General features: G+C 69.4%; 18 protein-coding genes. 4 read left to right on the forward strand and 14 right to left on the reverse strand.

Going from position 1 to position 20,200, the window contains the following annotated elements; translation table 11 throughout:
* Positions 1 to 12: 12 nt before the first annotated feature.
* The 13 genes from BLV92_RS28255 to BLV92_RS28315 form a co-directional block, all read right to left on the reverse strand.
* Entirely contained in the window at positions 13 to 1,185 is a 1,173-nt protein-coding gene (locus BLV92_RS28255; protein WP_090552055.1) for an efflux RND transporter periplasmic adaptor subunit, read from the reverse strand.
* 284 nt (positions 1,186 to 1,469) lie between these two features.
* Positions 1,470 to 2,492 (reverse strand): LysR family transcriptional regulator, encoded by a 1,023-nt coding sequence (locus tag BLV92_RS28260; protein ID WP_090552057.1) that lies wholly within the window; start codon positions 2,490 to 2,492, stop codon positions 1,470 to 1,472.
* A 367-nt stretch (positions 2,493 to 2,859) separates the two neighbouring features.
* Positions 2,860 to 3,645 carry a 2-oxo-tetronate isomerase gene (gene otnI, locus BLV92_RS28265; RefSeq protein ID WP_090552060.1) on the reverse strand — a complete coding sequence of 262 codons (786 nt, stop codon included), beginning with the start codon at positions 3,643 to 3,645 and terminating at the stop codon, positions 2,860 to 2,862.
* Between the two features lie 188 nt (positions 3,646 to 3,833).
* The gene (gene oxlT / locus BLV92_RS28270; RefSeq protein ID WP_090552062.1) at positions 3,834 to 5,123 is read right to left on the reverse strand and encodes an oxalate/formate MFS antiporter; all 1,290 of its coding nucleotides are present in this window, start codon (positions 5,121 to 5,123) and stop codon (positions 3,834 to 3,836) included.
* A gap of 347 nt (positions 5,124 to 5,470) precedes the next feature.
* Positions 5,471 to 5,824, reverse strand: coding sequence for a RidA family protein (locus tag BLV92_RS28275; protein ID WP_090552063.1), 354 nt, complete (start codon positions 5,822 to 5,824; stop codon positions 5,471 to 5,473).
* Between the two features lie 115 nt (positions 5,825 to 5,939).
* Positions 5,940 to 7,130 carry an NAD(P)/FAD-dependent oxidoreductase gene (locus BLV92_RS28280; protein WP_090553121.1) on the reverse strand — a complete coding sequence of 397 codons (1,191 nt, stop codon included), beginning with the start codon at positions 7,128 to 7,130 and terminating at the stop codon, positions 5,940 to 5,942.
* On the reverse strand, positions 7,123 to 8,529 hold the full coding sequence (locus BLV92_RS28285) for an NAD(P)/FAD-dependent oxidoreductase (RefSeq protein ID WP_090552064.1): 1,407 nt from the start codon (positions 8,527 to 8,529) through the stop codon (positions 7,123 to 7,125). Before BLV92_RS28285 ends, BLV92_RS28280 begins: the two co-directional genes overlap by 8 nt.
* Positions 8,519 to 8,881: a (2Fe-2S)-binding protein gene (locus BLV92_RS28290; protein WP_090552067.1), complete on the reverse strand. Its 363-nt coding sequence runs from the start codon at positions 8,879 to 8,881 to the stop codon at positions 8,519 to 8,521. Before BLV92_RS28290 ends, BLV92_RS28285 begins: the two co-directional genes overlap by 11 nt.
* A 7-nt stretch (positions 8,882 to 8,888) precedes the next feature.
* A complete protein-coding gene (locus BLV92_RS28295; protein ID WP_090552069.1) occupies positions 8,889 to 10,037 on the reverse strand; it encodes an NAD(P)/FAD-dependent oxidoreductase in 1,149 nt (382 codons plus the stop codon).
* Positions 10,034 to 10,831 (reverse strand): ABC transporter permease, encoded by a 798-nt coding sequence (locus tag BLV92_RS28300; protein WP_090552071.1) that lies wholly within the window; start codon positions 10,829 to 10,831, stop codon positions 10,034 to 10,036. Before BLV92_RS28300 ends, BLV92_RS28295 begins: the two co-directional genes overlap by 4 nt.
* Before the next feature lie 14 nt (positions 10,832 to 10,845).
* Positions 10,846 to 11,718 (reverse strand): ABC transporter permease, encoded by an 873-nt coding sequence (locus tag BLV92_RS28305; protein WP_090552073.1) that lies wholly within the window; start codon positions 11,716 to 11,718, stop codon positions 10,846 to 10,848.
* A complete protein-coding gene (locus tag BLV92_RS28310; RefSeq protein WP_090552076.1) occupies positions 11,705 to 12,775 on the reverse strand; it encodes an ABC transporter ATP-binding protein in 1,071 nt (356 codons plus the stop codon). The genes BLV92_RS28305 and BLV92_RS28310 overlap by 14 nt, the downstream gene beginning before the upstream one ends.
* 55 nt (positions 12,776 to 12,830) lie before the next feature.
* The gene (locus tag BLV92_RS28315) at positions 12,831 to 13,889 is read right to left on the reverse strand and encodes an ABC transporter substrate-binding protein (protein ID WP_090552078.1); all 1,059 of its coding nucleotides are present in this window, start codon (positions 13,887 to 13,889) and stop codon (positions 12,831 to 12,833) included.
* A 154-nt stretch (positions 13,890 to 14,043) separates the two neighbouring features.
* Here BLV92_RS28315 and BLV92_RS28320 point away from each other — a divergent pair, with 154 nt between their 5' ends.
* Positions 14,044 to 14,985, forward strand: coding sequence for a LysR substrate-binding domain-containing protein (locus tag BLV92_RS28320; protein WP_090552080.1), 942 nt, complete (start codon positions 14,044 to 14,046; stop codon positions 14,983 to 14,985).
* A 105-nt stretch (positions 14,986 to 15,090) separates the two neighbouring features.
* On the opposite strand, the gene BLV92_RS28325 is transcribed toward BLV92_RS28320, so the two are convergent.
* Complete coding sequence (locus BLV92_RS28325; RefSeq protein ID WP_090552082.1) at positions 15,091 to 16,023, reverse strand: LysR family transcriptional regulator; 933 nt, start codon at positions 16,021 to 16,023, stop codon at positions 15,091 to 15,093.
* A 234-nt stretch (positions 16,024 to 16,257) separates the two neighbouring features.
* On the opposite strand from BLV92_RS28325, the gene BLV92_RS28330 reads away from it, so the two are divergent.
* The 3 genes from BLV92_RS28330 (at position 16,258) to BLV92_RS28340 (ending at position 20,198) form a co-directional block, all read left to right on the forward strand.
* Positions 16,258 to 17,721, forward strand: coding sequence for an NAD-dependent succinate-semialdehyde dehydrogenase (locus BLV92_RS28330; protein ID WP_090552084.1), 1,464 nt, complete (start codon positions 16,258 to 16,260; stop codon positions 17,719 to 17,721).
* An 11-nt stretch (positions 17,722 to 17,732) separates the two neighbouring features.
* Complete coding sequence (locus BLV92_RS28335; protein ID WP_090552086.1) at positions 17,733 to 19,328, forward strand: GMC family oxidoreductase; 1,596 nt, start codon at positions 17,733 to 17,735, stop codon at positions 19,326 to 19,328.
* Positions 19,329 to 19,394: 66 nt separating this feature from the next.
* Complete coding sequence (locus BLV92_RS28340) at positions 19,395 to 20,198, forward strand: alpha/beta fold hydrolase (RefSeq protein ID WP_090552088.1); 804 nt, start codon at positions 19,395 to 19,397, stop codon at positions 20,196 to 20,198.
* Positions 20,199 to 20,200 lie beyond the last annotated feature (2 nt).

Here is a 20,200-nt window from a genome sequence, read left to right on the forward strand (position 1 = left end):
GCTCCTGTCTCGTCAGGCCGCCGGCTTCGCGGCGGCCATGTCGACGGCGTGCGGGGCGACGCTGTCGCCGGGCCGCGCGCGCTGGATGCCGTTCACGACGATGCGCTCGCCGGCCGCGAGGCCGGACGTGATCTCGCGCAGGCCGTCGTGCAGCGGGCCGGGTTGCACTTCGCGGTACTGCACCTTGTTCGCGGCGTCCACCACGAGCACGTATTTCTTTGCCTGGTCGGTGCCGAGCGCCGCGTCGTCGATCAGGATCGCCGGATGCGCGGTGCCGCCGCCGACCTTCACGCGTGCGTAGAGGCCCGGCACGAGCGCGCCGTCGCCGTTGTCGATCGTCGCGCGCACGCGGATCGTGCCGGACGACGTGTCGAGCCGGTTGTCCACCGACGTGATCGCGCCGCGCCGCGAATAACCGCTTTCGTTCGCGAGGCCGAGCGCGACCGGCACCTTCGTGTTGCGGTCGCGGCCGAGGTATTGCAGATAGGTCTGTTCGTCGACGTCGAACGACGCGTAGATCGGCGACACCGACACCAGCGTCGTCAGCAGCGGCGCATTCGCGCCGGCGGACACGACGTTGCCGAGCGTCAGCTCCGCGCGCGACACGCGGCCCGCGACCGGCGCGACGACGTTCGTGTAGCCGAGGTTCACCTGCGCGGCTTCGAGCGCGGCCTGGGCCGCCTTCACGCCGGCGGCGGCCTCGCGCGACGCGTTCTGCTTTTCGTCGTAGTCGCGCCTGGCGATCGCGTTGTCCGCGAGCAGGCGGTCCGCGCGCGCGGCGTCGGTCGATGCGTACAGCGCGCGCGCGTTCGCGGCGGCCAGTTGCGCGGCCGCGCGATCGACTTCGGCGCGGTACGGGCGCGGATCGATCGTGAACAGCGGGTCGCCCTTCTTCACGATCGCGCCGTCCGCGAAATGCACCGCGACGATCGTGCCGGACACCAGCGGCCGGACGTCGACGCGATCGACCGCTTCGAGGCGGCCGGAATAACTCTGCCAGTCGGTGACGCTGCGGTTGAGCACGGTCGCGACGTCGACTTCGGCGGCGGGCGGCGGCGCGTCGGCGGCGTGCGCGGCGCTCAGTGCGCCGGCTTCGTGTCCGCGCAGCACACCGACGCCGGTTGCCGCGCCGACGAACAGCAGTGCGCCGACTGCGAGGGAAAGATGCTTGCGTTGGGTACGCATCTGATACTCCTTAGATATCCAAAGTGATATGCAGTGATTCGTCAGGTTGAAGCGCGGGGTGCGCGTTCGTGCTGTGCGGCGAACCGGTAAAGGTCAGTCGTCGGATCGCAGTATGGTCGTCGCCGCGTGGGTGATAAAGACGAGAAAGGTGGTTTCTTTGTATCCGCAGAAGCGACAGTTCGGCCGAGTGATTCTCATGGGCGCGGCGCGGATCGCCCGGACCGCGCCGGCGGCCCACCTTCACCGGTTTTGAACCGCCGGGACGCGTGCGGCGCGCTTCGTCGTCAGGCGCTCGCGGCGACGAGCCCCGCGCCGGTCGTGGCGCGCGGTGACGCGTGACCGATCCGCATCGCGCGCCGCGTCCCGACGCCGGCCGGCTGGCCGGCGCGCGCGGCGAGGTCCGGATGCAGCAGCGGGCATTGCGCGACGATTTCCGCGATCCAGTCGACGAACGCGCGAACCTGCGGCGACAGATGCCGGTTCTGCGGATAGACCGCCGAGATCGCGAACGGCGCGGGCCGCCACTGCGGGAACACCTCGACCAGCTCGCCGCTGCGCAGATGCGGCTGCGCGACGAAGTACGGAATCTGGATCAGGCCGAGGCCGCGCAGCCCGCATTGCAGGTACGCGTCGCCGTCGTTCGCGGTCAGCCGCGAACGCAGCCGCACGTCCACCGGCCTGCCGTCGACGACGAAGTCCAGGTCGAGCACGCGGCCGTTGCGGCTGGAGTAGTAGTTCACCGCGACGTGGCGCTCCAGCGCGTCGAGCGTGTCGGGCATGCCGTGCCGCGCGAGATAGTCGGGGCTGGCCGCGGTGACGAACTCCGACGCGCCGATGCGGCGCGCGACGAGCGTCGAGTCCTGCAACGCGCCCATGCGGATCGCGCAATCGACGCCGTCGCGCACCAGATCGACGTTCCGGTCGCCGACGCCGAGCATCAGATCGACGTCCGGATAACGCGCATGGAAGTCCGCGAGCGACGGCACGACGACGAGCCGCCCGAGCGTGCCCGGCATGTCCACCTTCAGCTTGCCGCGCGGCACCCGCGTGGCCGCGGAGAACGCGCTTTCGGAGTCGTCCACGTCCGCGAGAATCCGCGTGCAGCGTTCGTAATACGCGGCGCCGTCCGGCGTCAGGCTGATGCGGCGCGTCGTGCGGTTCAGCAGCCGGACCTTCAGGTACGCCTCCAGGTTCTGGATGATCGTGGTGACCGACGAGCGCGTCATGCGCAGCGTCGCCGCCGCCTTCGAGAAACTGTTCGTGTCCACCACGCGGGTGAACACCTGCATCGCCTGAAGTCTGTCCATGATGGTCGCCGCCTCGCGGGGTGCCGCCTCCGTTGTCCGGGCAAGTGGTTTAGGGTTGGGCGGGGCGGTCTCGAACGGGCAGCGCACACGCTTGTTTCGCGGCAACCTTCGATGCCGGGCGACAGTATGCCGACCGGCTTTGCGCGGATAAACCCGCGTTGCGGAGACACTTTGGAGAACTTGCGGAGACAATGAGGGAGCGCGCCGCCGTTGCGCTGCGCGGCGGCGGTTGCCGAAGTCGTTGCGACGGGAGGGCGCGACGCGGCCCGATCAGCGCGCGTGCAAAAGGAAACGGGGAGCTTCGAGGAGGAGCGTCCCGCCGCGCGTCGGCATGGCGATGCGCGGCGGGAAGCGGTCGATCAGAGGCTTATTTCTTCGGCAGCCATTCGCGTATCCAGCCGAGGCCGGCCGACGTGTCGCCGTTCGGCACGTATTCGCAGCCGACCCAGCCGCGATAACCGAGCGAGTCGAGCAGGTTCAGCAGATACGGATAGTTGACCTCGCCGTCATCGGGTTCGTGCCGTCCCGGCACGCCCGCGATCTGGACGTGCCCGACGCCCGCGATCAGCGTGTTCAGCTTCACCGCGAGATCGCCTTCGACGATCTGGCAGTGGTACAGGTCGAACAGCACCTTCAGGTTCGGCGCGCCGACTTCGCGGCAGATCGCGTGCGCGTCGTGCTGGCGGTTCAGGAAATAGCCGGGCATGTCGCGCGGATTGATCGGCTCGATCACGATCGTCTTGCCGTGCGCGGCGGCCTGCGACGCCGCGTAGGCGAGGTTCGACAGATAAACGTCGCGATGTTGCGGGCGGTCGTCGTCCGCGCCGATCAGGCCGGCCATCACGTGGATCGTGTCGTTGCCGAGCGTCTGCGCGTAACCCAGCGCCGTGTCGATGCCGCGCCGGAACTCGTCTTCGCGGCCGGGCAGCGACGCGAGCCCGCGCTCGCCTTTCGCCCAGTCGCCGGGCGGGCCGTTGAACAGCGCCTGCACGAGTCCGTGGTCCGCGAGGCGCGCGGCGAGCGCGCCCGCGTCGTAGTCGTACGGGAACAGGTACTCGACGCCGTGAAAGCCGTCGTCGGCCGCGGCCTTGAAGCGGTCGAGGAAGTCGTGCTCCCGGTACATCATCGTCAGATTGGCGGCGAAGCGTGGCATGGTCGTGTCGGTGCGTGAAGGACAGGCAGGCGGGGAAGGCGAAACGGCGGCGGCGTGTTCGCGCGCCGCGCAGGCGATGCGCGGCCATCATACCGCCAAAGGGAACGGCCGCGAACCGAAGGAGGAAGGAGCGGCGAACGCGCGCGCCGACCGCTGCGGCGCGCGCGTGAGGGAGCGGGACAGAACGCCTACGCGCGCAGCGCCGCGACGAAACGCGCGCGCGCCGGCTTCAGCACGGCGATCGCGAGCGCGGCGCTAATGAGATCGAGCGCGATCGCGCAGCCGAACACCGGCACCCAGCTGCCGGTGTGCTGATGCAGCAGCGCGGCGAGCGGGCCGCCGAAGATCGAGCCGATCCCGAACGACAGATACAGCCAGCCGTAGTTCGCGGTGGCGTGGCGGGTGCCGAACGTGTCGGTCAGCGTCGCGGGGAACAGCGAGAAGATTTCGCCCCAGCCGAAGAACACGACGCCGGACAGCAGCACGAACAGCACCGCGTTGTCGCGCAGCAGCAGCCACGCGGTCATCGCGACCGCTTCGAGCGCGAACGCGAAAAACATCGTGTTTTCGCGGCCCATGCGGTCCGAGATCCAGCCGAACAGCGGCCGCGTGAGGCCGTTCGTGAAGCGGTCGATCGTCAGCGCGAGCGGCAGCGCGGCGAGGCCGAACACGAGCAGTTTGCTCACGCCGAAGTCCGCCGCGAAACTCGCCATCTGCGACGTGACCATCAGGCCGGACGTGGACATCATCGTCATCATCGCGAACATCAGCCAGAAGAGCGGCTGGCGCATCATGTCGGACGGGCGATAGTCGCGGGACGCGTCGCGCGCGGCGGTCGCCGTCGCGGCGCGCTGCTGCGCGGCCGGCGGCGGCATCCGCAGCCCCTGGGCGGCGACGAAGCCGATCGCCGCGAACACGAGGCCGAACAGCAGCAGCGTGCCTTCGATGCCGCGCGCGGCGATCGACGACGAAACCGGGAACGTCGTCAGGATCGCGCCCATCCCGTAGCCGGCCGCGACCGCGCCGGCCGCGAGGCCGCGCCGGTCCGGGAACCAGCGGACCATCAGGCCGACCACGCCGACATACACGATGCCGGTGCCGATGCCGCCGACGCCGCCATAGGTCAGGTACAGCATCGTCGTGCTGGTCGCGTGCGAGGCGAGCACCCAGCTGAAGCCGGCGAGCAGCGTGCCGATCGAGATCAGCGTGCGCGCGCCGAAGCGGTCGATCAGCGCGCCCTGGAACGGCGCGCAGAACGCCTGCAGGAACACGAGGATCGAGAACGTCACCTGCACTTCGGGCAGCGCGATGCCGAGCTTCGCCATCAGCGGTTTCGTCATCAGCGTCCATACGTACTGGGGGCTCGATATCGTCATCATGCAGACGACGCCGAGGCCGAGCTGGATCCAGCGCAGACGGGCCGACGTCCGGGCCGTTTCGCCGGCCGCGCCGGTGAACGGGGTGGTGCGTAAGGTCATCGAAATTCTCCGTGAGGGCGGTGCGGACAACACGCCCGCGTGCGTCGTGCGCGGGAGCGCAGTTCGTGAAAACAGCGAGATCCGTGCCAGAGCGGCGCGGATGAGAGGTACGCCCAGCGTCAGGCGTTGGCCCGCCTGATTGATGTGGAGAACGGATGAACTGATCGAATGCCGGAATGAACGGGAGTGGCGCGCGGGCGCTGAGGTGGTGCGGGCGGTGGGCGGCGCTGGTGCGCTGCTGTCTGTCGGTTGGCGATCGGCCGGATCGTTCGCGTGCTTCTGTTCAACGAAACCAGCGAGCCGATCCGGCCATTTGCATCGAACGCGATGCGTCGCGTCGCGTGACGTTACGCGAGCGCGATCACCGCGATCTCGACGAGCAGATGCGGCGCCGCGAGCCGGGCTTCCACGGTCGCCCGCGTGGGCGCGCAGCCTTCGGGCGCCCATGCGTCCCAGACCTCGTTCATGCCCGCGAAGTCGCGCGCGATGTCGGCGACCCAGACCTGCGCGGACACGAGCCGCGTGCGGTCGATGCCGGCCTTCGCAAGAAAGCCGTCGATCTTTTCCAGCACGCTCGCGGTCTGGATCCTGATGTCGGGAGTCGGGTCGGCCGAGGTCTGGCCGCCGATGAACACGAGCCCGGCCGCCTTGACGACGCGGCTCATGCGTTGACTGGTTTCGATTCGAACGATGTCGGACATACGAACGGAAGCTCCTTTGCCGTTGCGGCAATGAGGGGTCATGCAGGGATTAGCCGCGCCGGCCGGCGCGCGGCGGGAAGTTCGCGCACCGCATTGCGGCGCGCGCGTATTTTATTCAATGGGCGAGCGCGGCGGGCGTCGCCACTGTCGATGGCGTGCGGTCGAAGCGGTCGAAGCGGTCGATCGCGAATGCGTCGAGCGCAAGCGACGGCGCGCCGTCGAGCATCAGTTCGGACACGAGCCGCCCGCATCCCGGCCCGAGCTGAAAGCCGCTGCCGCAATAGCCGAACGAGTAGTACAGGTTCGACGCGGTGCGGCTCGCGGAAATGACCGGCAGCGAATCGTCGGTGAACGCCTCGACGCCGGCCCATGCGCGATTGATGCCGAGGTGCCGCAGATGCGGGAACAGATCGACGACCGTCCGCGCGCTCTTCACGAGGCGCATGAAATCGACTTCGCCGTGCCGGCCCGGCAGATCGGCGATCCCGATCAGCTTGCCGCCGATCACGACCGTGCCGTTGTCGAACTGCTTGAACGAAAGCGGTCGCCCTGTCGCGCCGAGCGTCGCCTTGCAGAACGGCGCGACGCGCTGCGTGACCATCAGCATCAGGCCTTCCGGATGCACCGGCACCGGCTCGCCGGCCTGGCGGGCCAGTTCGCCCGACCATGCGCCGGCCGCGACCAGCAGCTTCTCCGCCGCGAACATGCCGCGCGGCGTGTGTGCATACCAGCGCGTTCCGCGCTGCTCGATGCGCGCGACCGGCGTGCCTTCGTGAAAACGCGCGCCGTGCCGCTGCGCGGCGAGCCGGAACGCGGTGGTCGTGCGAAACGGCAACGCGTAACCGTCGCGCTCGACCCAGATGCCGCCCGTGACATGACGCGCGAGCGCCGGTTCGAGTTCGCGCACCGTATCGCGGTCGATCAGCTTCTCGTGCGTGAAGCCATGCGCTTCGAGCAGCGCGACGTGCGCGCGGCATTCGTCCAGTTCGGCGTCGGTTTCCGCGATCTTCAGTTGTCCCGACGCGACGAACCCGCCGTCGTCGCCGATGGTCTCGGGCAGCGCATGCCAGATTTCGCGCGACATCAGCGCCAGCGGAATCTCGGGCAGCGGCCGGCCGAGCGTGCGCACGCCGCCCGCGTTGACGCCGGACGAGTGGCGCGCGACGTAATCGGCTTCGAGCACGATCACGCTCGCGCCGCGCCGCGCGAGATGAAACGCGCTGCTCGAACCGTGCAGGCCGCCGCCGATCACGAGCACGTCCGCTTCCTGCACCGCGTCCGCGTGGGAGGGTCGGGTGTCAGTCACCGGCAAGCTCTCCGAGCGTGAGCGGCTTGATCGGCGGACGGATCCGGTAATAGCCGACGTCGGCCGGCGACACGCGGCGCGCGTCCGCGATCACCTCGGTGACGGTCAGCCCGCACATCCGTCCCTGGCACGGCCCCATGCCGCAGCGTCCGAACGACTTCGCCTGATTCGGCCCGTGGCAGCCTAGCGCGACGAAGCCGCGCAATTCGCCGGCCGTGACTTCCTCGCAGCGGCACACGATGGTCGCGTCGGCCGGAATGCGGTTCGCGTCGCGCGGGCGATAGAGGCTGTCGAGGAACGGCCGGATGCGCAGCACGCGATCGAGCGCCGCGCGATGCGCGGCGGCCTCGCGGTCGCGCGTGGCGGCGTCGAGCGCGCCCAGTTGCGACGCAGCGGCCAGCGCCGCGAGCGATCCCTGTTCGGCGGCCGCCTGCGCACCGCCGATGCGCGCGCCGTCGCCGGCGACGAAGATGCCCGGCACGTCCAGTTCGCCCCATGCGTCCACCTGCGGCGCGAAGCACAGTTGCTGGTCGTCCCAGTGGTGCGTCGCGCGTAGGGCCTGGGTGAACTGCGTGTTCGGCACGACGCCCTGATGCAGCAGGATCGTGTCGCTCTCGATCCGGTGCGCGCGGCCCTGGGTCGTGAAGGCGAGCGCGGCGGCGCGCTGCACGCCGTCGCTGTCCTGGCGGCCCTCGATGCTCAGGCCGTCGGCGGCCTCGAAGATCGGCACGCCGGCTTCGCGCAGCGTGCGGATCAGATGCAGCCCCTTGCTGAGGAACGGCCACGCGCGCAGCGCGGACAGCAGGTGGCGCTTCGCGCGCCAGCGGTCCTCGTGGCGCGTGGTGTCAACGAGCGCGCGGATCGGCACGCCCGCGCGCACGTACTGCCAGCCGAGCAGGTACAGCAGCGGCCCGCAGCCCGCGAGCACCGGCGGCGACGACGGCACTTCGCCCGCGCTTTTCAGCAGGATCTGCGCGGCGCCCGCGGTCAGCACGCCGGGCAGCGTCCAGCCGGGAATCGGGAACGGCCGTTCGAGCGCGCCGCTCGCGAGGATCACGCGCTGCGCGTCGAAACGGCCGACGTGGCCGTCCTTCAGGTAGTGCACCGAACGTTCGCGGGTGACCTGCCACACCGATGCGCCCGCAACGTGGCGGGCGCCCGAGCGCGCGAACGCGTCGGCGATCGCCGCGCCCGCCGCGTAGTCGGGGCCGAGAATCTCCTTGCGGCGCGCATCTGCGCGGCCGATCGCGCGATAGATCTGGCCGCCGACGGCGTCCTGTTCGTCGAGCAGCGCCACCGACAGGCCCGCCTGCGCGGCGCGCGTGGCCGCGCTCATCCCGGCGGGGCCGGCGCCGACCACGACCACGTCGATGGCTTCGGCAGCGAAATCAGCGGTCATGGGCATTCTCCAGCGCGGTGGGACTGTCGGGAGGCAGGTCGCGCGCGCCTTCCTGCGAGCGGATGCGCATGCCGTCGCGCACCTGCACCATGCAGCTTTGGCGGCCCGGCACGCCGTCGATCTCGACGAGGCATTCGAAGCACGCGCCCATCATGCAGTACGGCGCGCGCGGCGCGCCGGACACCGGCGTCGAGCGAAACCGCGCGACACCCGCGGCGAGCAGCGCGGCGGCGACCGAGCGGCCGCCCGGCACCGACAGCGGATGGTCGTTGAACCAGATGTCGACGAACGCGTCGGCGCTGGGCAGCGTCCTGAACAGCGAAGGAGGCGAAGAGGGCGATTGAACAGTCATGGCGGAATCAGTGAGCGGGAATCGGTTCGGCCGCGGGCGCGGAGTGAGACACGAAGCGGCGCGCGGAAAAGGCCGGCAGTTCGTCGGGCATCGGCGCGCCCGCGATCCACGGCGCGAGCCGCAGCGCGTGCGCGGCCGCGAGCGTCACGCCGCTGTGGCAGGTGACGACGAACGCGCCCGGATGCGCTTCCGACTGGTCGTAGATCGGAAAGCCGTCGGCGCTGTACACGCGCAGCGCCGCCCACATCCGCACGAGCCGCACGTGCTGGAGCAGCGGGAACGCGCGCACGCCGCGCCGCGCGATGTCGCGCAGCACCGGCGTCGTCGTCAGGTCGTCGAAGCCGGCGTTCTCCATCGAGTCGCCGAACTGCACGGTGCCTTCGTCGGTCTGCCGCACGTTGATGGTCGGGTAATGCAGAAACGGCGCGACGCGCTCGCTCACCAGCACCTGGCCGCGATTCGGCGCGACCGGCGCGTGGAGACCGACGAGCGGCGCGAGCGCGCGGTTGCCGAGGCCCGCGGCGAGCACGACGCGCGCGGCGCGATACGCGCCGCGGCGGCCCTGTACGGCGAAACCCCCGCGCTCCGCGGCGATGCGTTCGGCCCGCTCGCCGGACACGAGCTGCACGCCGCGCGACTGCATCGCGGTGTGCAGCGCGCGCAGCAGCTTCAGCGGATTGACGTGGCCGTCCATCGGCGAATAACTCGCGCCGGCCACCGCCGGCCCGATGCCCGGCAGGCGCTCGCGCAGTTCGCGGTGATCGAGCAGTTCGAACGGGTAGTCGCCGATCTCCGCCTGCAGCGCGGACAGGCGTTTTTGCCGCTCGGCCATCTCGTCGTCCGAGAAGCAGATGTGAAAACCGCCGGGCTGGCGCAGCGCGACGTCGATGCCCGCGTCGTCGAGCAGGCCGGCGGCGAGCGCGGGCCAGCGCACGGCCGAACTGCGCGACCAGCGCGCATACGGCGTGAGGCCGTAACCCTTGCCCTGGATCCACACCAGGCCGAAATTGCCGCGCGACGCGCGCAGGCCGCCGTCGCCCTCGTCGAGCACGGTCACGCGCGCGCCTTCGCGGGCGAGGCCGTATGCGAGCGCGGAGCCGACCAGCCCGCCGCCGATCACGAGCACGTCGGGGCTCGCGGAAGGGTTGGATGTCATCGAGCTTCTCCAATCAGAATGCGGTCCAGTCCGACCATGCGGTCGAGCAGCACCATCAGCGCGACCGTGCCGACGATCAGCACCGCCGACACCGACGTGACGAGCGGATCGATCGTCTGCGCGATCTGGTTGTACATCGCGACCGGCAGCGTCGTGGTGCCGGGCGTCGCGACGAACACGGTCATCGTCAGTTCGTCGAAGCTCTGGATGAACGACAGCATCCAGCCGCCGGCGACGCCGGTGCGGATCATCGGCAGCACGACGCGGCGGAACGCGGTGAAACGGCTCGCGCCGCACGACAGCGCCGCGCGTTCGGCGTCGCGGTCCAGCCCGACCGCCGACGACAGCGCGAGGCGCAGCGCATACGGCAGCACGATGACGACGTGCGCGGCGACGAGCGCCCAGAACGAGCCGCCCAGGTGCGCGAGCGACAGGAAGCGCAGGAACGCGATGCCGAGCACGACGGCGGGGATCATCATCGGCGACAGGAAGAAGCCGGTCAGCGCGCCGCGGCCCGGAAAACGGTAGCGCGCGATCGCCAGCGCGGCCGGCACCGCGAGCGCGACGCCGATCGTCGCCGCCGCGAACGCGAGCCGCACCGACAGCCAGAACGCCGACACGATGTCGTCGTTGTCGAGGATCGCGCGAAACCAGCGCAGCGACGCGCCGTCGAACGGCATCGAGAGGTAGCCCTTGTCGGTGAACGCGACCAGCATCACGACGACGAGCGGCGCGAGGATGAACGTGAGAAAGAGCGCGTTGTACAGCACGCCGAGGAATCCGTTGTGTCTCATGGTCGGCTCCGCCGTCAGTCGAAGATGTGCTGGAAGCGGCGTTCGGCGAGGCGGCTGCAACCCATCACGATCGCCACGTTGGCGATCAGCAGCAGCACCGCGATGCTCGCGCCGAGCGGCCAGTTCAGCGTGCCGAGAAACTCGTCGTAGGCGGCCGTCGCGACGACCTTCAGCCGCCGGCCGCCGATCAGCGCGGGCGTCGCGAACGCCGACGCGGACAGCGCGAACACGATGATCGAGCCGGACAGCACGCCCGGCATGATCTGCGGCAGCACCACGCGGCGGAACACGCGCAGCGGCGACGCGCCGAGCGACAGCCCGGCCCATTCCACCTGCGGATCGAGCTTCTGCAGCGTCGCCCACACCGACATCACCATGAACGGCACCAGCACGTGCGTGAGCGCGATGATCATCCCGGTCATCGTGAACACGAGGCGGACCGGCTCGTCGGTGAGGTGCAGCGCCTGCAACGCGTTGTTCAGCACGCCGTTGTTGCCGAGCAGGATCTGCCAGCCGAGCGTGCGCACGACGACCGAGATCAGCAGCGGACCGAGCACGATCAGCAGGCACACGGACTGCCACGGCTTGCGCATCCGCGCGAGCACGATCGTCTCCGGCACGCCGAGCACGACGGACAGCAGCGTCACCGCGAATGCGAGGCCCGCGGTGCGCAGGAAGATCAGCCCGTAATACGGATCGCTGACGACCTCCAGATAGTTCGCGAGCGTGTACGTGCGCTGCACGCCGGCCACGTCGCTGAACGCGTGAAACGACAGGATCACCGTCAGCAGCAGCGGCACCAGCAGCAGCGCGACAAACAGCAGCAGCGCGGGCGCCGACAGCAGCCACGGCGCGGCGGTGCGCGGCGAGTCGTCAAGCGTGGCCATGGGCGCCCTCCTGGGTGAGCACGCGCAGGTCGTCGTCGGTCCACGTGAGGCCCACTTCGCTGCCTTCGTCCGGCGGCGGCGCGCCGTAGTTAGGCTGCGCGACGTGCAGCCGGCCGAGCACGGTGTCGACGACCAGCAGCCACTGGTTGCCGACGAACACGCGCGTCGCGACCCGGCCGTGCACGCGCGCGTCGCCGTTCGCGAGCCGGACCTTCTCCGGGCGGATGTAGACGTTCACCGGACCCGCCACGTGCCGGCCTTCGTGCGGCACGTACAGCGTCGTGTCGGCGACCGCCACTTCCGCGCAGCGCGGATTGCGGCGCAGCACCTCGCCGGCGAGCGCGTTGGTGCGGCCGAGGAACGTCGACGCGAACGGCGTCGCGGGGCGTTCGTAGGCGTCGAATGGCGTGCTCAACTGCGCGATCGCGCCGCGATGCATCACCGCGATGCGGTCGCTCATCGTCATCGCCTCGACCTGGTCGTGCGTGACGAGGATCGTCGTGATGCCGAGGCGCTTCTGGATCGCGCGCAGTTCGATGTGCATCTCTTCGCGCAGCTTCGCGTCGAGGTTCGACATCGGTTCGTCGAGCAGCAGCAGTTCGGGGCGCATCGCCAGTGCGCGGGCGATCGCGACGCGCTGCCGCTGGCCGCCGGACAGTTCCTTCGGATACCGTCCGTCGAGGCCGCGCAGACGCACGAGTTCGAGCGCCTCCGCGATGCGTTCCGCGCGCTGTTCGCGCTTCATCTTGCGCATCTCCAGCCCGAACCCGACGTTGCCGGCGACGGTCATGTGCGGAAACAGCGCATAACTCTGGAACACCACGCCGATGCCGCGTTTCTCGGGCCGCTCGCGCGTGATGTCGCGGCCGTCGAGTTCGATGCGGCCCGACGTCGGCGTGACGAACCCGGCGATCATCTGCAACGTGGTGGTTTTGCCGCAGCCGGACGGACCGAGCAGCGACAGGAACTCGCCGCGTTCGACCGCGAGGTCGATCTGTTCGATCGCCGTGAAGTCGCCATAGCGTTTCGAAATGCCGTGCAGCGTCAGGAAGCTCATCAGCGTCCATCCTCACAAAAGGCGCGCGGTGCGCGCAACGGGTGCCGGATGCGGGTCAGCGTTCGACCGAACGGTTCCAGCGTTCCGTCCATTCGGTGCGATGCTGGTTGATCGTCGTCCAGTCCATCGCGGTCAGCTTCGCGATCTGGTCCGGGCCGTACGGCACGCGCGCCGCGACGTCGGGCGCGAGCTTGACCGTCCGGTTGACCGGGCCGAGGCCGATCGCCTGCGCCTGCATTACCTGCACGTCCGGGCTCAGCAGATACTGGACGAACTGTTGCGACAGTTGCGGTTGCGCGTTCTCGGCCAGCGAGCAGGCGGCCACCTGGAGCGCGACGCCGCCTTCCTTCGGGTAGATGAACTTCAGCGGGAAGCCGGTGTTCTGCAACGCGACCGCGCGGCCGCTGCCGTACGGCGCGAGGATCACGTCGCCCGCCTGCATCAGCCCGTCCATTTCGCCGGGCGTCGGCGCCCACGACAGCACGTTCGGACCGACCTGCTTCGTCATCGCGGTGAAGCCGGGGTCGATGTTCTTCTCGCCGCCGCCGTTCAGGCGCGCGAGCATCACGAGCGTATGCAGGCCGTAAGTGTTGGTGATCGGCGGCACGCCGAGCTTGCCTTTCAGGCGCGCGTCGGACAGCGCCTTCCACGAATCGGGCGCGGGCAGGCCGAGCTTCTTGAACGCGTCCTCGTTATAGCCGATGCCGGTCGCGACCATGCCGACGCCGACCGCCGTCGGGCCGAGGCGCGCGAGCGGGTACAGGTCCTTCATGACCGGCGCGTCGTCGACCTTCGCGCACAGCCCGAGCTGCATCGCCTGGTACATCGGACCGTCGTCCATCACCGCGACGTTGATCTGCTGATGACCCTTCTGCGCCTGAAGCTTCGCGAGCGTGTCGCTCGAATTGCCCGCGACGTAGACCACTTTCACGTCGTGCGCCTTCTCGAACGGCGGGATGATTTTCTGGCGGTACAGCTGCTCGTTGGAGCCGCCGACGTTGGCGACGTACAGCGTGGTTTCGGCGTGGGCGAACGTGCTGGCGGCGGCGAGCGCGAGCACGCCGAGCGCAGCGGAGGGTTTGACGCGTGAACGGCGACACAACGCTTGCATCATGACGGCGATCTCCAATCGATTGGGGGTGTCGGCAAGGGGGGAGGCTTGCCGATGCATCGCAGTCTCGCGCTCGCCGTTCATATCGTCCAATACGAATAAAATACCGATCCATGCATGGATGATATGGGTTAGGGTTAGACCCAGGAGGACCCGAATGAACCTCAAGCATGTCGAAGCGTTTCGCGCGGTGATGGTGGCGGGGTCGATGACGGCCGCCGCCCGCGCGCTGTTCACGTCGCAGCCGAACGTCAGCCGCCTGATCGCCCAGCTCGAACGCGAGACCGGGCTCAAGCTGTTCCAGCGCCTCGGCGTGCGGCTGGTGCCGACGAGCGACGGCACCGCGTTCTTCCGCGAGGTCGAGCGCGCGTACGTCGGTCTTCAGGGACTGGCGAACGCCGCCGCGCAGATCCGCAATCTCGGCAGCGGGCGGCTGCGCATCGCGGCGATGCCGTCGGCGGGGCTCACGCTCGTGCCGCACGCGATCAACCGCTTTCAGCGTCTTTATCCGGGCGTGACCGTGTCGCTGCACGTCAACACGTCGGGCACCGTGAACCACTGGACGGCGTCGCAGTTCTGCGACCTCGGCGTGGCCGTGTACATCAGCGAGGCATCGGACTGCGAAGTGGAACTGCTGTCGAAGGTGGCGGCGGTCTGCGTGCTGCCGGCCGCGCACCGGCTGGCGAAGAAGGCCGTCATCAAGCCGGCGGATCTTGCGGGCGAGTCGTTCATCTCGTTATGCCACGGCGACGGCACGCGCGTGCAGATGGACGAGGTGTTCCAGCGCGCGGGCGTCGAGCGGGTGCTGGCGATCGAGGCGCAATACACGGCGATCTGTTGCGAGATGGTCCGGTGCGGGATGGGCGTGACGCTCGCGCATCCGATCGTCGCGCGCGATTTCGCCGGGCCGGACATCGCGATCCGGCCGTTCTCGCCGGCGGTGCTGTTTCCGACCTATCTGCTGTTTCCGCCGCATCGGCCGCGCGAGCGGCTGGCGTCCGCGTTCGTCGAGGTGCTGCGCGAACAGCACGACGAAACGATTGCCGAGATGAAAGCGGCAGGGCGGCGGACGCGGAAGCCGACGGCGGATGTGGCTTGAGCGCCGTGGTGACGCGTTGTGACGCGCTCGTCTTGCGCGGGCTCAGGACAACGACGCGTCGCTGCGGCCGCGTTACGCGCCGCTTACTGGCGGATTACGCGTCTGCTATTCGTTGAGCAGCCATTGCGACTCGCCCTTCCATTCGCGCGCTTTCAGCAGCCCGTGAAGCGTTTTCACGACGATGTCCTTCAGCGCCTGCACGTGCCGCGCGGTCCGGTGCTCGCTGCGGGTCACGATCGACACGGTCGAGCGGATCTGCGGCCGCCGGATCGGATGCGCGGACAGCCGCTGGTTCTTCAGGTCGTCGTGGATGGCCGAATACGCGAGGATCGTATAACCGGCCCCCTGGCGCACGAGTTCCTTCGTGATCGGCACGCTGTCGACTTCCAGCACCACGTTCGGCGACACGCCGGCCTGCGCGGCGGCCACGTCGACGAGCCGGCGGTTGCTGTGCGGCAGCGCCGGCATGATGAGCGGCAGCCACGCGAGGTCCTTGATCGTGAACGGCGACTGCTCGCCGTGCGGCCCGGCGATCACCATCGATTCGCTGAACACCGGCTGCACGTGCACGCCTTCGAGCGGCATCTGGTTGTGGACCAGCACCAGATCGACGCGGCGGTCGAGCAGCCATTCCTGCAATGAACTGCTGACGCCCTCGCGCATGGAAATCTCCGCGCCCGGAAATGCCTGCCGGTAGCGCGCGAGCACGTCCGGGGCGATCAGCAGCCCGAGCGTCGGCGGCACGCCGATCGCGAGCCGCGTCACCGCCTCGTGCGTGTTGGCCCGGATCTGCGCTTCGGTCTGCTCGACGTAGTGCGTGATGACTTCGGCCCGTTCGAGCAGCGTCGCGCCGGCCGCCGTCAACCGCACGCCGCGTCCGTGCCGGATCAGCAGCGGCGTGCCGAGGTCCTCTTCCAGCTTCCTGATCTGCCGGCTGAGCGCGGGCTGCGCGATGAACAGTTCGGCGGCGGCCCGGCTGAAACTGCCGACCCGGGCCACGTGAATGAACGAGCGAAGCTCGCGGAGTTCGACTGACATGGGCGATTATCGAGGTATGCTGAACCGGCATACCTTCCCATAGCTAAATGGTTTTTGTCAAACCAGACGAAACTCAATAAGCTTGACGCACTCGACGATGCCGCATGGCATTGGCTGGCGCGTACTGCGGACGGCTCATTGCCGTACCCGGACGCGTCCTCAGGCGGGCATGCCGGCGCTACGCGGCGGCTTCCGCATCTACCCGGTCAGGGACATTTGGAGGGACGATTGAAGATGTACCATCAAACAGCGCTGTATATCGACGGGGAGTGGTGCCAGGGTAGCGAAGGCGTCGCGAGCGACGTGTTCAATCCGGCGACCGGCGACGTGATCGGCCAGGTGCCTCACGCGTCCAAAGCGGATCTTCAGCGCGCGGTGGATGCGTCCGTGCGCGCATTCGGGCAATGGCGCCACGTGCCCGCGAACGATCGCGTGAAGGTGCTGCGCAAGGCGGGCGACCTGCTGCGCGAGCGCGCGGACAGCATCGCGAAGCTGATGACGCTGGAGCAGGGCAAGCCGCTCGCGGAGGCCCGCGCCGAACTGCTGTTCGCGCCCGAGCACATCGACTGGTGCGCGGACGAAAGCCGCCGGCTGTACGGCCGCATCGTGCCGGGGCGCGCGCCGAACGTGCGTCAGCTGGTGGTGCGCGAGCCGGTCGGCCCGGTCGCCGCGTTCTCGCCGTGGAATTTTCCGGTCAGCCAGATGATCCGCAAGATCGCCGGCGCGCTCGCGACGGGCTGCACGATCACCATCAAGGCGCCGGAAGAAACGCCCGCGTCGTGCATGGAGGCCGTGCGCTGCTTCGAGGACGCGGGCGTGCCGCGCGGTGCGCTGAATCTCGTGTTCGGCGTGCCGGCCGACATCTCCAGCTTCCTGATCCCCGCGCCCGGCATCCGCAAGGTGTCGTTCACCGGCTCGGTGCCGGTCGGCAAGAAGCTCGCCGCGCTGGCGGCCGAGCACATGAAACGCTGCACGATGGAACTGGGCGGCCACGCGCCGCTGATCGCGTTCGGCGACGTCGATCCGGTGTGGGTGGCCGACGTGTCGGCGGCCGTGAAGTTCCGCAATGCCGGCCAGGTCTGCATTTCGCCGACCCGCTTCTACATTCACGAAAGCATTCACGACGCGTTCGTCGAGCGGTTCGCCGCCATTGCGTCGTCGCTGCGCGTCGGCGACGGCCTGTCGCCGGATACGCAGATGGGACCGCTCGCGAACGCGCGCCGCGTGCAGGCGATGGAGCGTCTCGTCGCCGACGCGGTGTCGCGCGGCGCGCGTGTCGTCGCGGGCGGCAAGCGTCCGCCGGGCAACGGTTATTTCTACGAGCCGACGGTGCTGGTCGACGTGCCCGAGGACGCGGCGATCATGAACGAAGAGCCGTTCGGCCCGGTGGTGCCGGTGGCCCGCTTCAAGACCTTCGACGAAGTGGTCGCGCGTTCGAACCGGCTGCCGTTCGGCCTCGCGTCGTATGCGTTCACGCGCTCGCTCGAAACGACCGCGGCGCTGTCCGAGCGCATCGAGGCGGGCATGCTGTCGGTGAACGGCGCGCTGCTCACGTCGCCGGAAACGCCGTTCGGCGGCATCAAGGACAGCGGCTTCGGCAGCGAAGGCGGCATCGAAGGGATGGAGTCGTATCTCACCACGAAGCTCATCAGCGAGATTCGCATCGGCGGGCGCCAGTCCGAACTGGGAGGGGCGTAAGCCAGCCGTCGATGGAGGAGACATACGATTACATCGTCGTCGGCGCGGGCTCGGCGGGGTGCGTGCTCGCCGATCGCCTGAGCGAGGACGGCGCGGCGAGCGTGCTCGTGCTCGAAGCGGGCGGGCGCGACTCCAATCCGTGGATCCACGTGCCGATCGGCTACGCAAAGACGCTGTTCGACGCGCGCGTGAACTGGTGCTTCGACATGGAGCCGTCGCCCGAACTCGGCCAGCGGCGGCTCTACATGCCGTGCGGCCGCGTGCTCGGCGGATCGAGTTCGATCAACGGCCTGCTTTACGTGCGCGGCCAGCAGCAGGACTACGACGACTGGGCGCGGCTCGGCAACCGCGGCTGGAGCTGGAGCGACGTGCTGCCGTTCTATCGCCGCTCGGAAGACCAGCAGCACGGCGGCGACGCGTTTCACGGCAGCGGCGGACCGCTCCCGGTGTCCGACCAGGTCGAGCGGCATGCGTTGTGCGAGGCGTTCGTCGAAAGCGGCCGCGTCGCCGGTTATCGGGCGACGGACGACTTCAATCGCGGCGACCAGGAGGGGCTTGGCTACTACCAGGTCACCGCCCGCGACGGCCGCCGGATGAGCACGGCTGTCGCGTTCCTGCGGCGGGCCGAGCGCCGTCCGAACGTGTCGCTCGTGACCGGCGCGATGGTCGAGACGATCGACCTGGATGGACTGGTCGCGCGGGGCGTCACGTGGCGCGTCGGCGGCGTGCGGCGCAAGGCCGTCGCGCGGCGCTGCGTGGTGCTGGCGGCCGGCGCGATCAACACACCGTCGCTGTTGCAGCGTTCCGGCATCGGCCGGCCCGACTGGCTTCAGGCCGCGGGCATCGACGTGAAGCACGCGTTGCCCGGCGTCGGCGCGAACCTGCAGGACCATCTGCAGGCGAAACTGGTCTATCGCTGCGCCCATCCGGTGACGCTGAACGATCGCGCGCGGCATCTGACCGGCAAGGTCGCGATGGGGCTCGCGTACCTGCTGCGGCGTCGCGGTCCGCTGACGATCGCGGCCGGCCAGGCGGGCGGATTCGTGCGGACTGCGTTGTCGTCCGGGCGGCCCGACGTGCAGTTCCACGTGATGACGTTCAGCAGCGCGGATCTGCGCAAGGGGCTCGACGAGTTTTCCGGCATGACCATCTCGGCGTGCCAGCTTCGTCCCGAGAGCCGCGGCACCGTGCGCGTGACCGCGCCCGACGCGGCGGTCGCGCCCGCGATCGCGCCGGAGTTCCTCGCGTCGGAGACCGACCGGCGCACGCTGGTCGAAGGGCTGCGGATCGGCCGGCGCATCGCCGGGGCGGGTCCGCTCAGCGCGGAACTGGAGCGGGAGGAGCGGCCCGGCGTCAACGTGGACAGCGACGAGGACCTGCTCGCCTACGTGCGGGCGACCGCCGGTTCGGTGTTCCACCCGGCAGGAACGTGCCGGATGGGCAGCGACGCGGACGCGGTGGTGGACGAACGGCTGCGTGTCCGCGGAGTCGGCCGGCTGATGATCGCGGATGCGTCGATCATGCCGACGATCGTGTCGGGCAATACGAACGCCGCGTGCATCATGATCGGCGAACGGGCGGCGGCTTTTCTGAAGGAGGCCGCATGAACGCGCAATCGATGAATGCGACGCCGCGCGTTCCCGCGCGCGGCGCGCCGCTGAACGGAGACGCCTATGCCATGGTGTAACGCTTCGGGCGTGAGCATCCGCTACGAGGTGGCGGGGTCGGGCGACCGTCCGCTGCTGCTGGCGCACGAACTCGGCGGCAGCCTGCGAAGCTGGGATGCCGTCGTCGCGGAACTGGGCGACGACTTCACGATCGTGCGCTGGGACCAACGCGGCAGCGGACTATCGGAAAAGACGGTGGCCCCGTACGACATGCGCGCGCACGTCGACGACCTGGAGGCCGTGCGCGCGGCGGCGGGCATCAGCGGCCCGTGTTTCGTCGGCGGCGTGGCGGCCGGCGCGGCGATCGCGGTGATCTATGCGGCGAGCCGGCCCGCCGACTGCGAAGGGCTGATCCTCTGCGCGCCGGCGCTCGGCGTCGATCCGGCGCGGCGCGGCTATCTGCTCGAACGCGCGAACGACGCCGCGCGCGCCGGCATGCGCGCGGTGGTCGAGCGGTCGCTGGAGCGCTCGTATCCGCCGCTGGCCGTGCGGTCGCCGGCGGCCTATCACGAGTATCGCGCCCGCTTCCTGAGCAACGATCCGGTCAGTTACGGACTGGCGAACGCGGCGCTGGCGTCGTCGCCGGCGCTGGATCTGCTGGCGTCGGTCGACTGTCCGGCCGTCGTCGCGGCAGGCCGGCTCGACATGCTGCGGCCGCCGGAACAGGTGAAGAGTGTCGCGGCGGCGGTGGCCGGGGGCCGGCTGGAGGTGCTCGATTGCGGGCACATCATGCAGGTTCAGGCGCCGCTGGAGGTCGCGACGCTGATCCGGACCTTCGCGGGTCAGGTGCAACGCAAGCTGGAGGCGTGAGG

It is taken from the genome of Paraburkholderia caballeronis, assembly GCF_900104845.1.
Taxonomy (GTDB): domain Bacteria; phylum Pseudomonadota; class Gammaproteobacteria; order Burkholderiales; family Burkholderiaceae; genus Paraburkholderia; species Paraburkholderia caballeronis.

Excerpts from the sequence above, each read along its gene's own strand:
- BLV92_RS28330 (WP_090552084.1), top strand. The coding sequence starts at position 16,258 with ATGTACCATCAAACAGCGCTGTATATCGACGGGGAGTGGTGCCAGGGT.
- BLV92_RS28255 (WP_090552055.1), bottom strand. The coding sequence starts at position 1,185 with ATGCGTACCCAACGCAAGCATCTTTCCCTCGCAGTCGGCGCACTGCTG.
- BLV92_RS28260 (WP_090552057.1), bottom strand. The coding sequence starts at position 2,492 with ATGGACAGACTTCAGGCGATGCAGGTGTTCACCCGCGTGGTGGACACG.
- BLV92_RS28335 (WP_090552086.1), top strand. The coding sequence starts at position 17,733 with ATGGAGGAGACATACGATTACATCGTCGTCGGCGCGGGCTCGGCGGGG.
- BLV92_RS28305 (WP_090552073.1), bottom strand. The coding sequence starts at position 11,718 with ATGGCCACGCTTGACGACTCGCCGCGCACCGCCGCGCCGTGGCTGCTG.
- BLV92_RS28320 (WP_090552080.1), top strand. The coding sequence starts at position 14,044 with ATGAACCTCAAGCATGTCGAAGCGTTTCGCGCGGTGATGGTGGCGGGG.
- otnI (WP_090552060.1), bottom strand. The coding sequence starts at position 3,645 with ATGCCACGCTTCGCCGCCAATCTGACGATGATGTACCGGGAGCACGAC.
- BLV92_RS28310 (WP_090552076.1), bottom strand. The coding sequence starts at position 12,775 with ATGAGCTTCCTGACGCTGCACGGCATTTCGAAACGCTATGGCGACTTC.
- BLV92_RS28285 (WP_090552064.1), bottom strand. The coding sequence starts at position 8,529 with ATGACCGCTGATTTCGCTGCCGAAGCCATCGACGTGGTCGTGGTCGGC.
- oxlT (WP_090552062.1), bottom strand. The coding sequence starts at position 5,123 with ATGACCTTACGCACCACCCCGTTCACCGGCGCGGCCGGCGAAACGGCC.
- BLV92_RS28325 (WP_090552082.1), bottom strand. The coding sequence starts at position 16,023 with ATGTCAGTCGAACTCCGCGAGCTTCGCTCGTTCATTCACGTGGCCCGG.
- BLV92_RS28275 (WP_090552063.1), bottom strand. The coding sequence starts at position 5,824 with ATGTCCGACATCGTTCGAATCGAAACCAGTCAACGCATGAGCCGCGTC.
- BLV92_RS28340 (WP_090552088.1), top strand. The coding sequence starts at position 19,395 with ATGCCATGGTGTAACGCTTCGGGCGTGAGCATCCGCTACGAGGTGGCG.
- BLV92_RS28290 (WP_090552067.1), bottom strand. The coding sequence starts at position 8,881 with ATGACTGTTCAATCGCCCTCTTCGCCTCCTTCGCTGTTCAGGACGCTG.
- BLV92_RS28295 (WP_090552069.1), bottom strand. The coding sequence starts at position 10,037 with ATGACATCCAACCCTTCCGCGAGCCCCGACGTGCTCGTGATCGGCGGC.
- BLV92_RS28315 (WP_090552078.1), bottom strand. The coding sequence starts at position 13,889 with ATGATGCAAGCGTTGTGTCGCCGTTCACGCGTCAAACCCTCCGCTGCG.
- BLV92_RS28300 (WP_090552071.1), bottom strand. The coding sequence starts at position 10,831 with ATGAGACACAACGGATTCCTCGGCGTGCTGTACAACGCGCTCTTTCTC.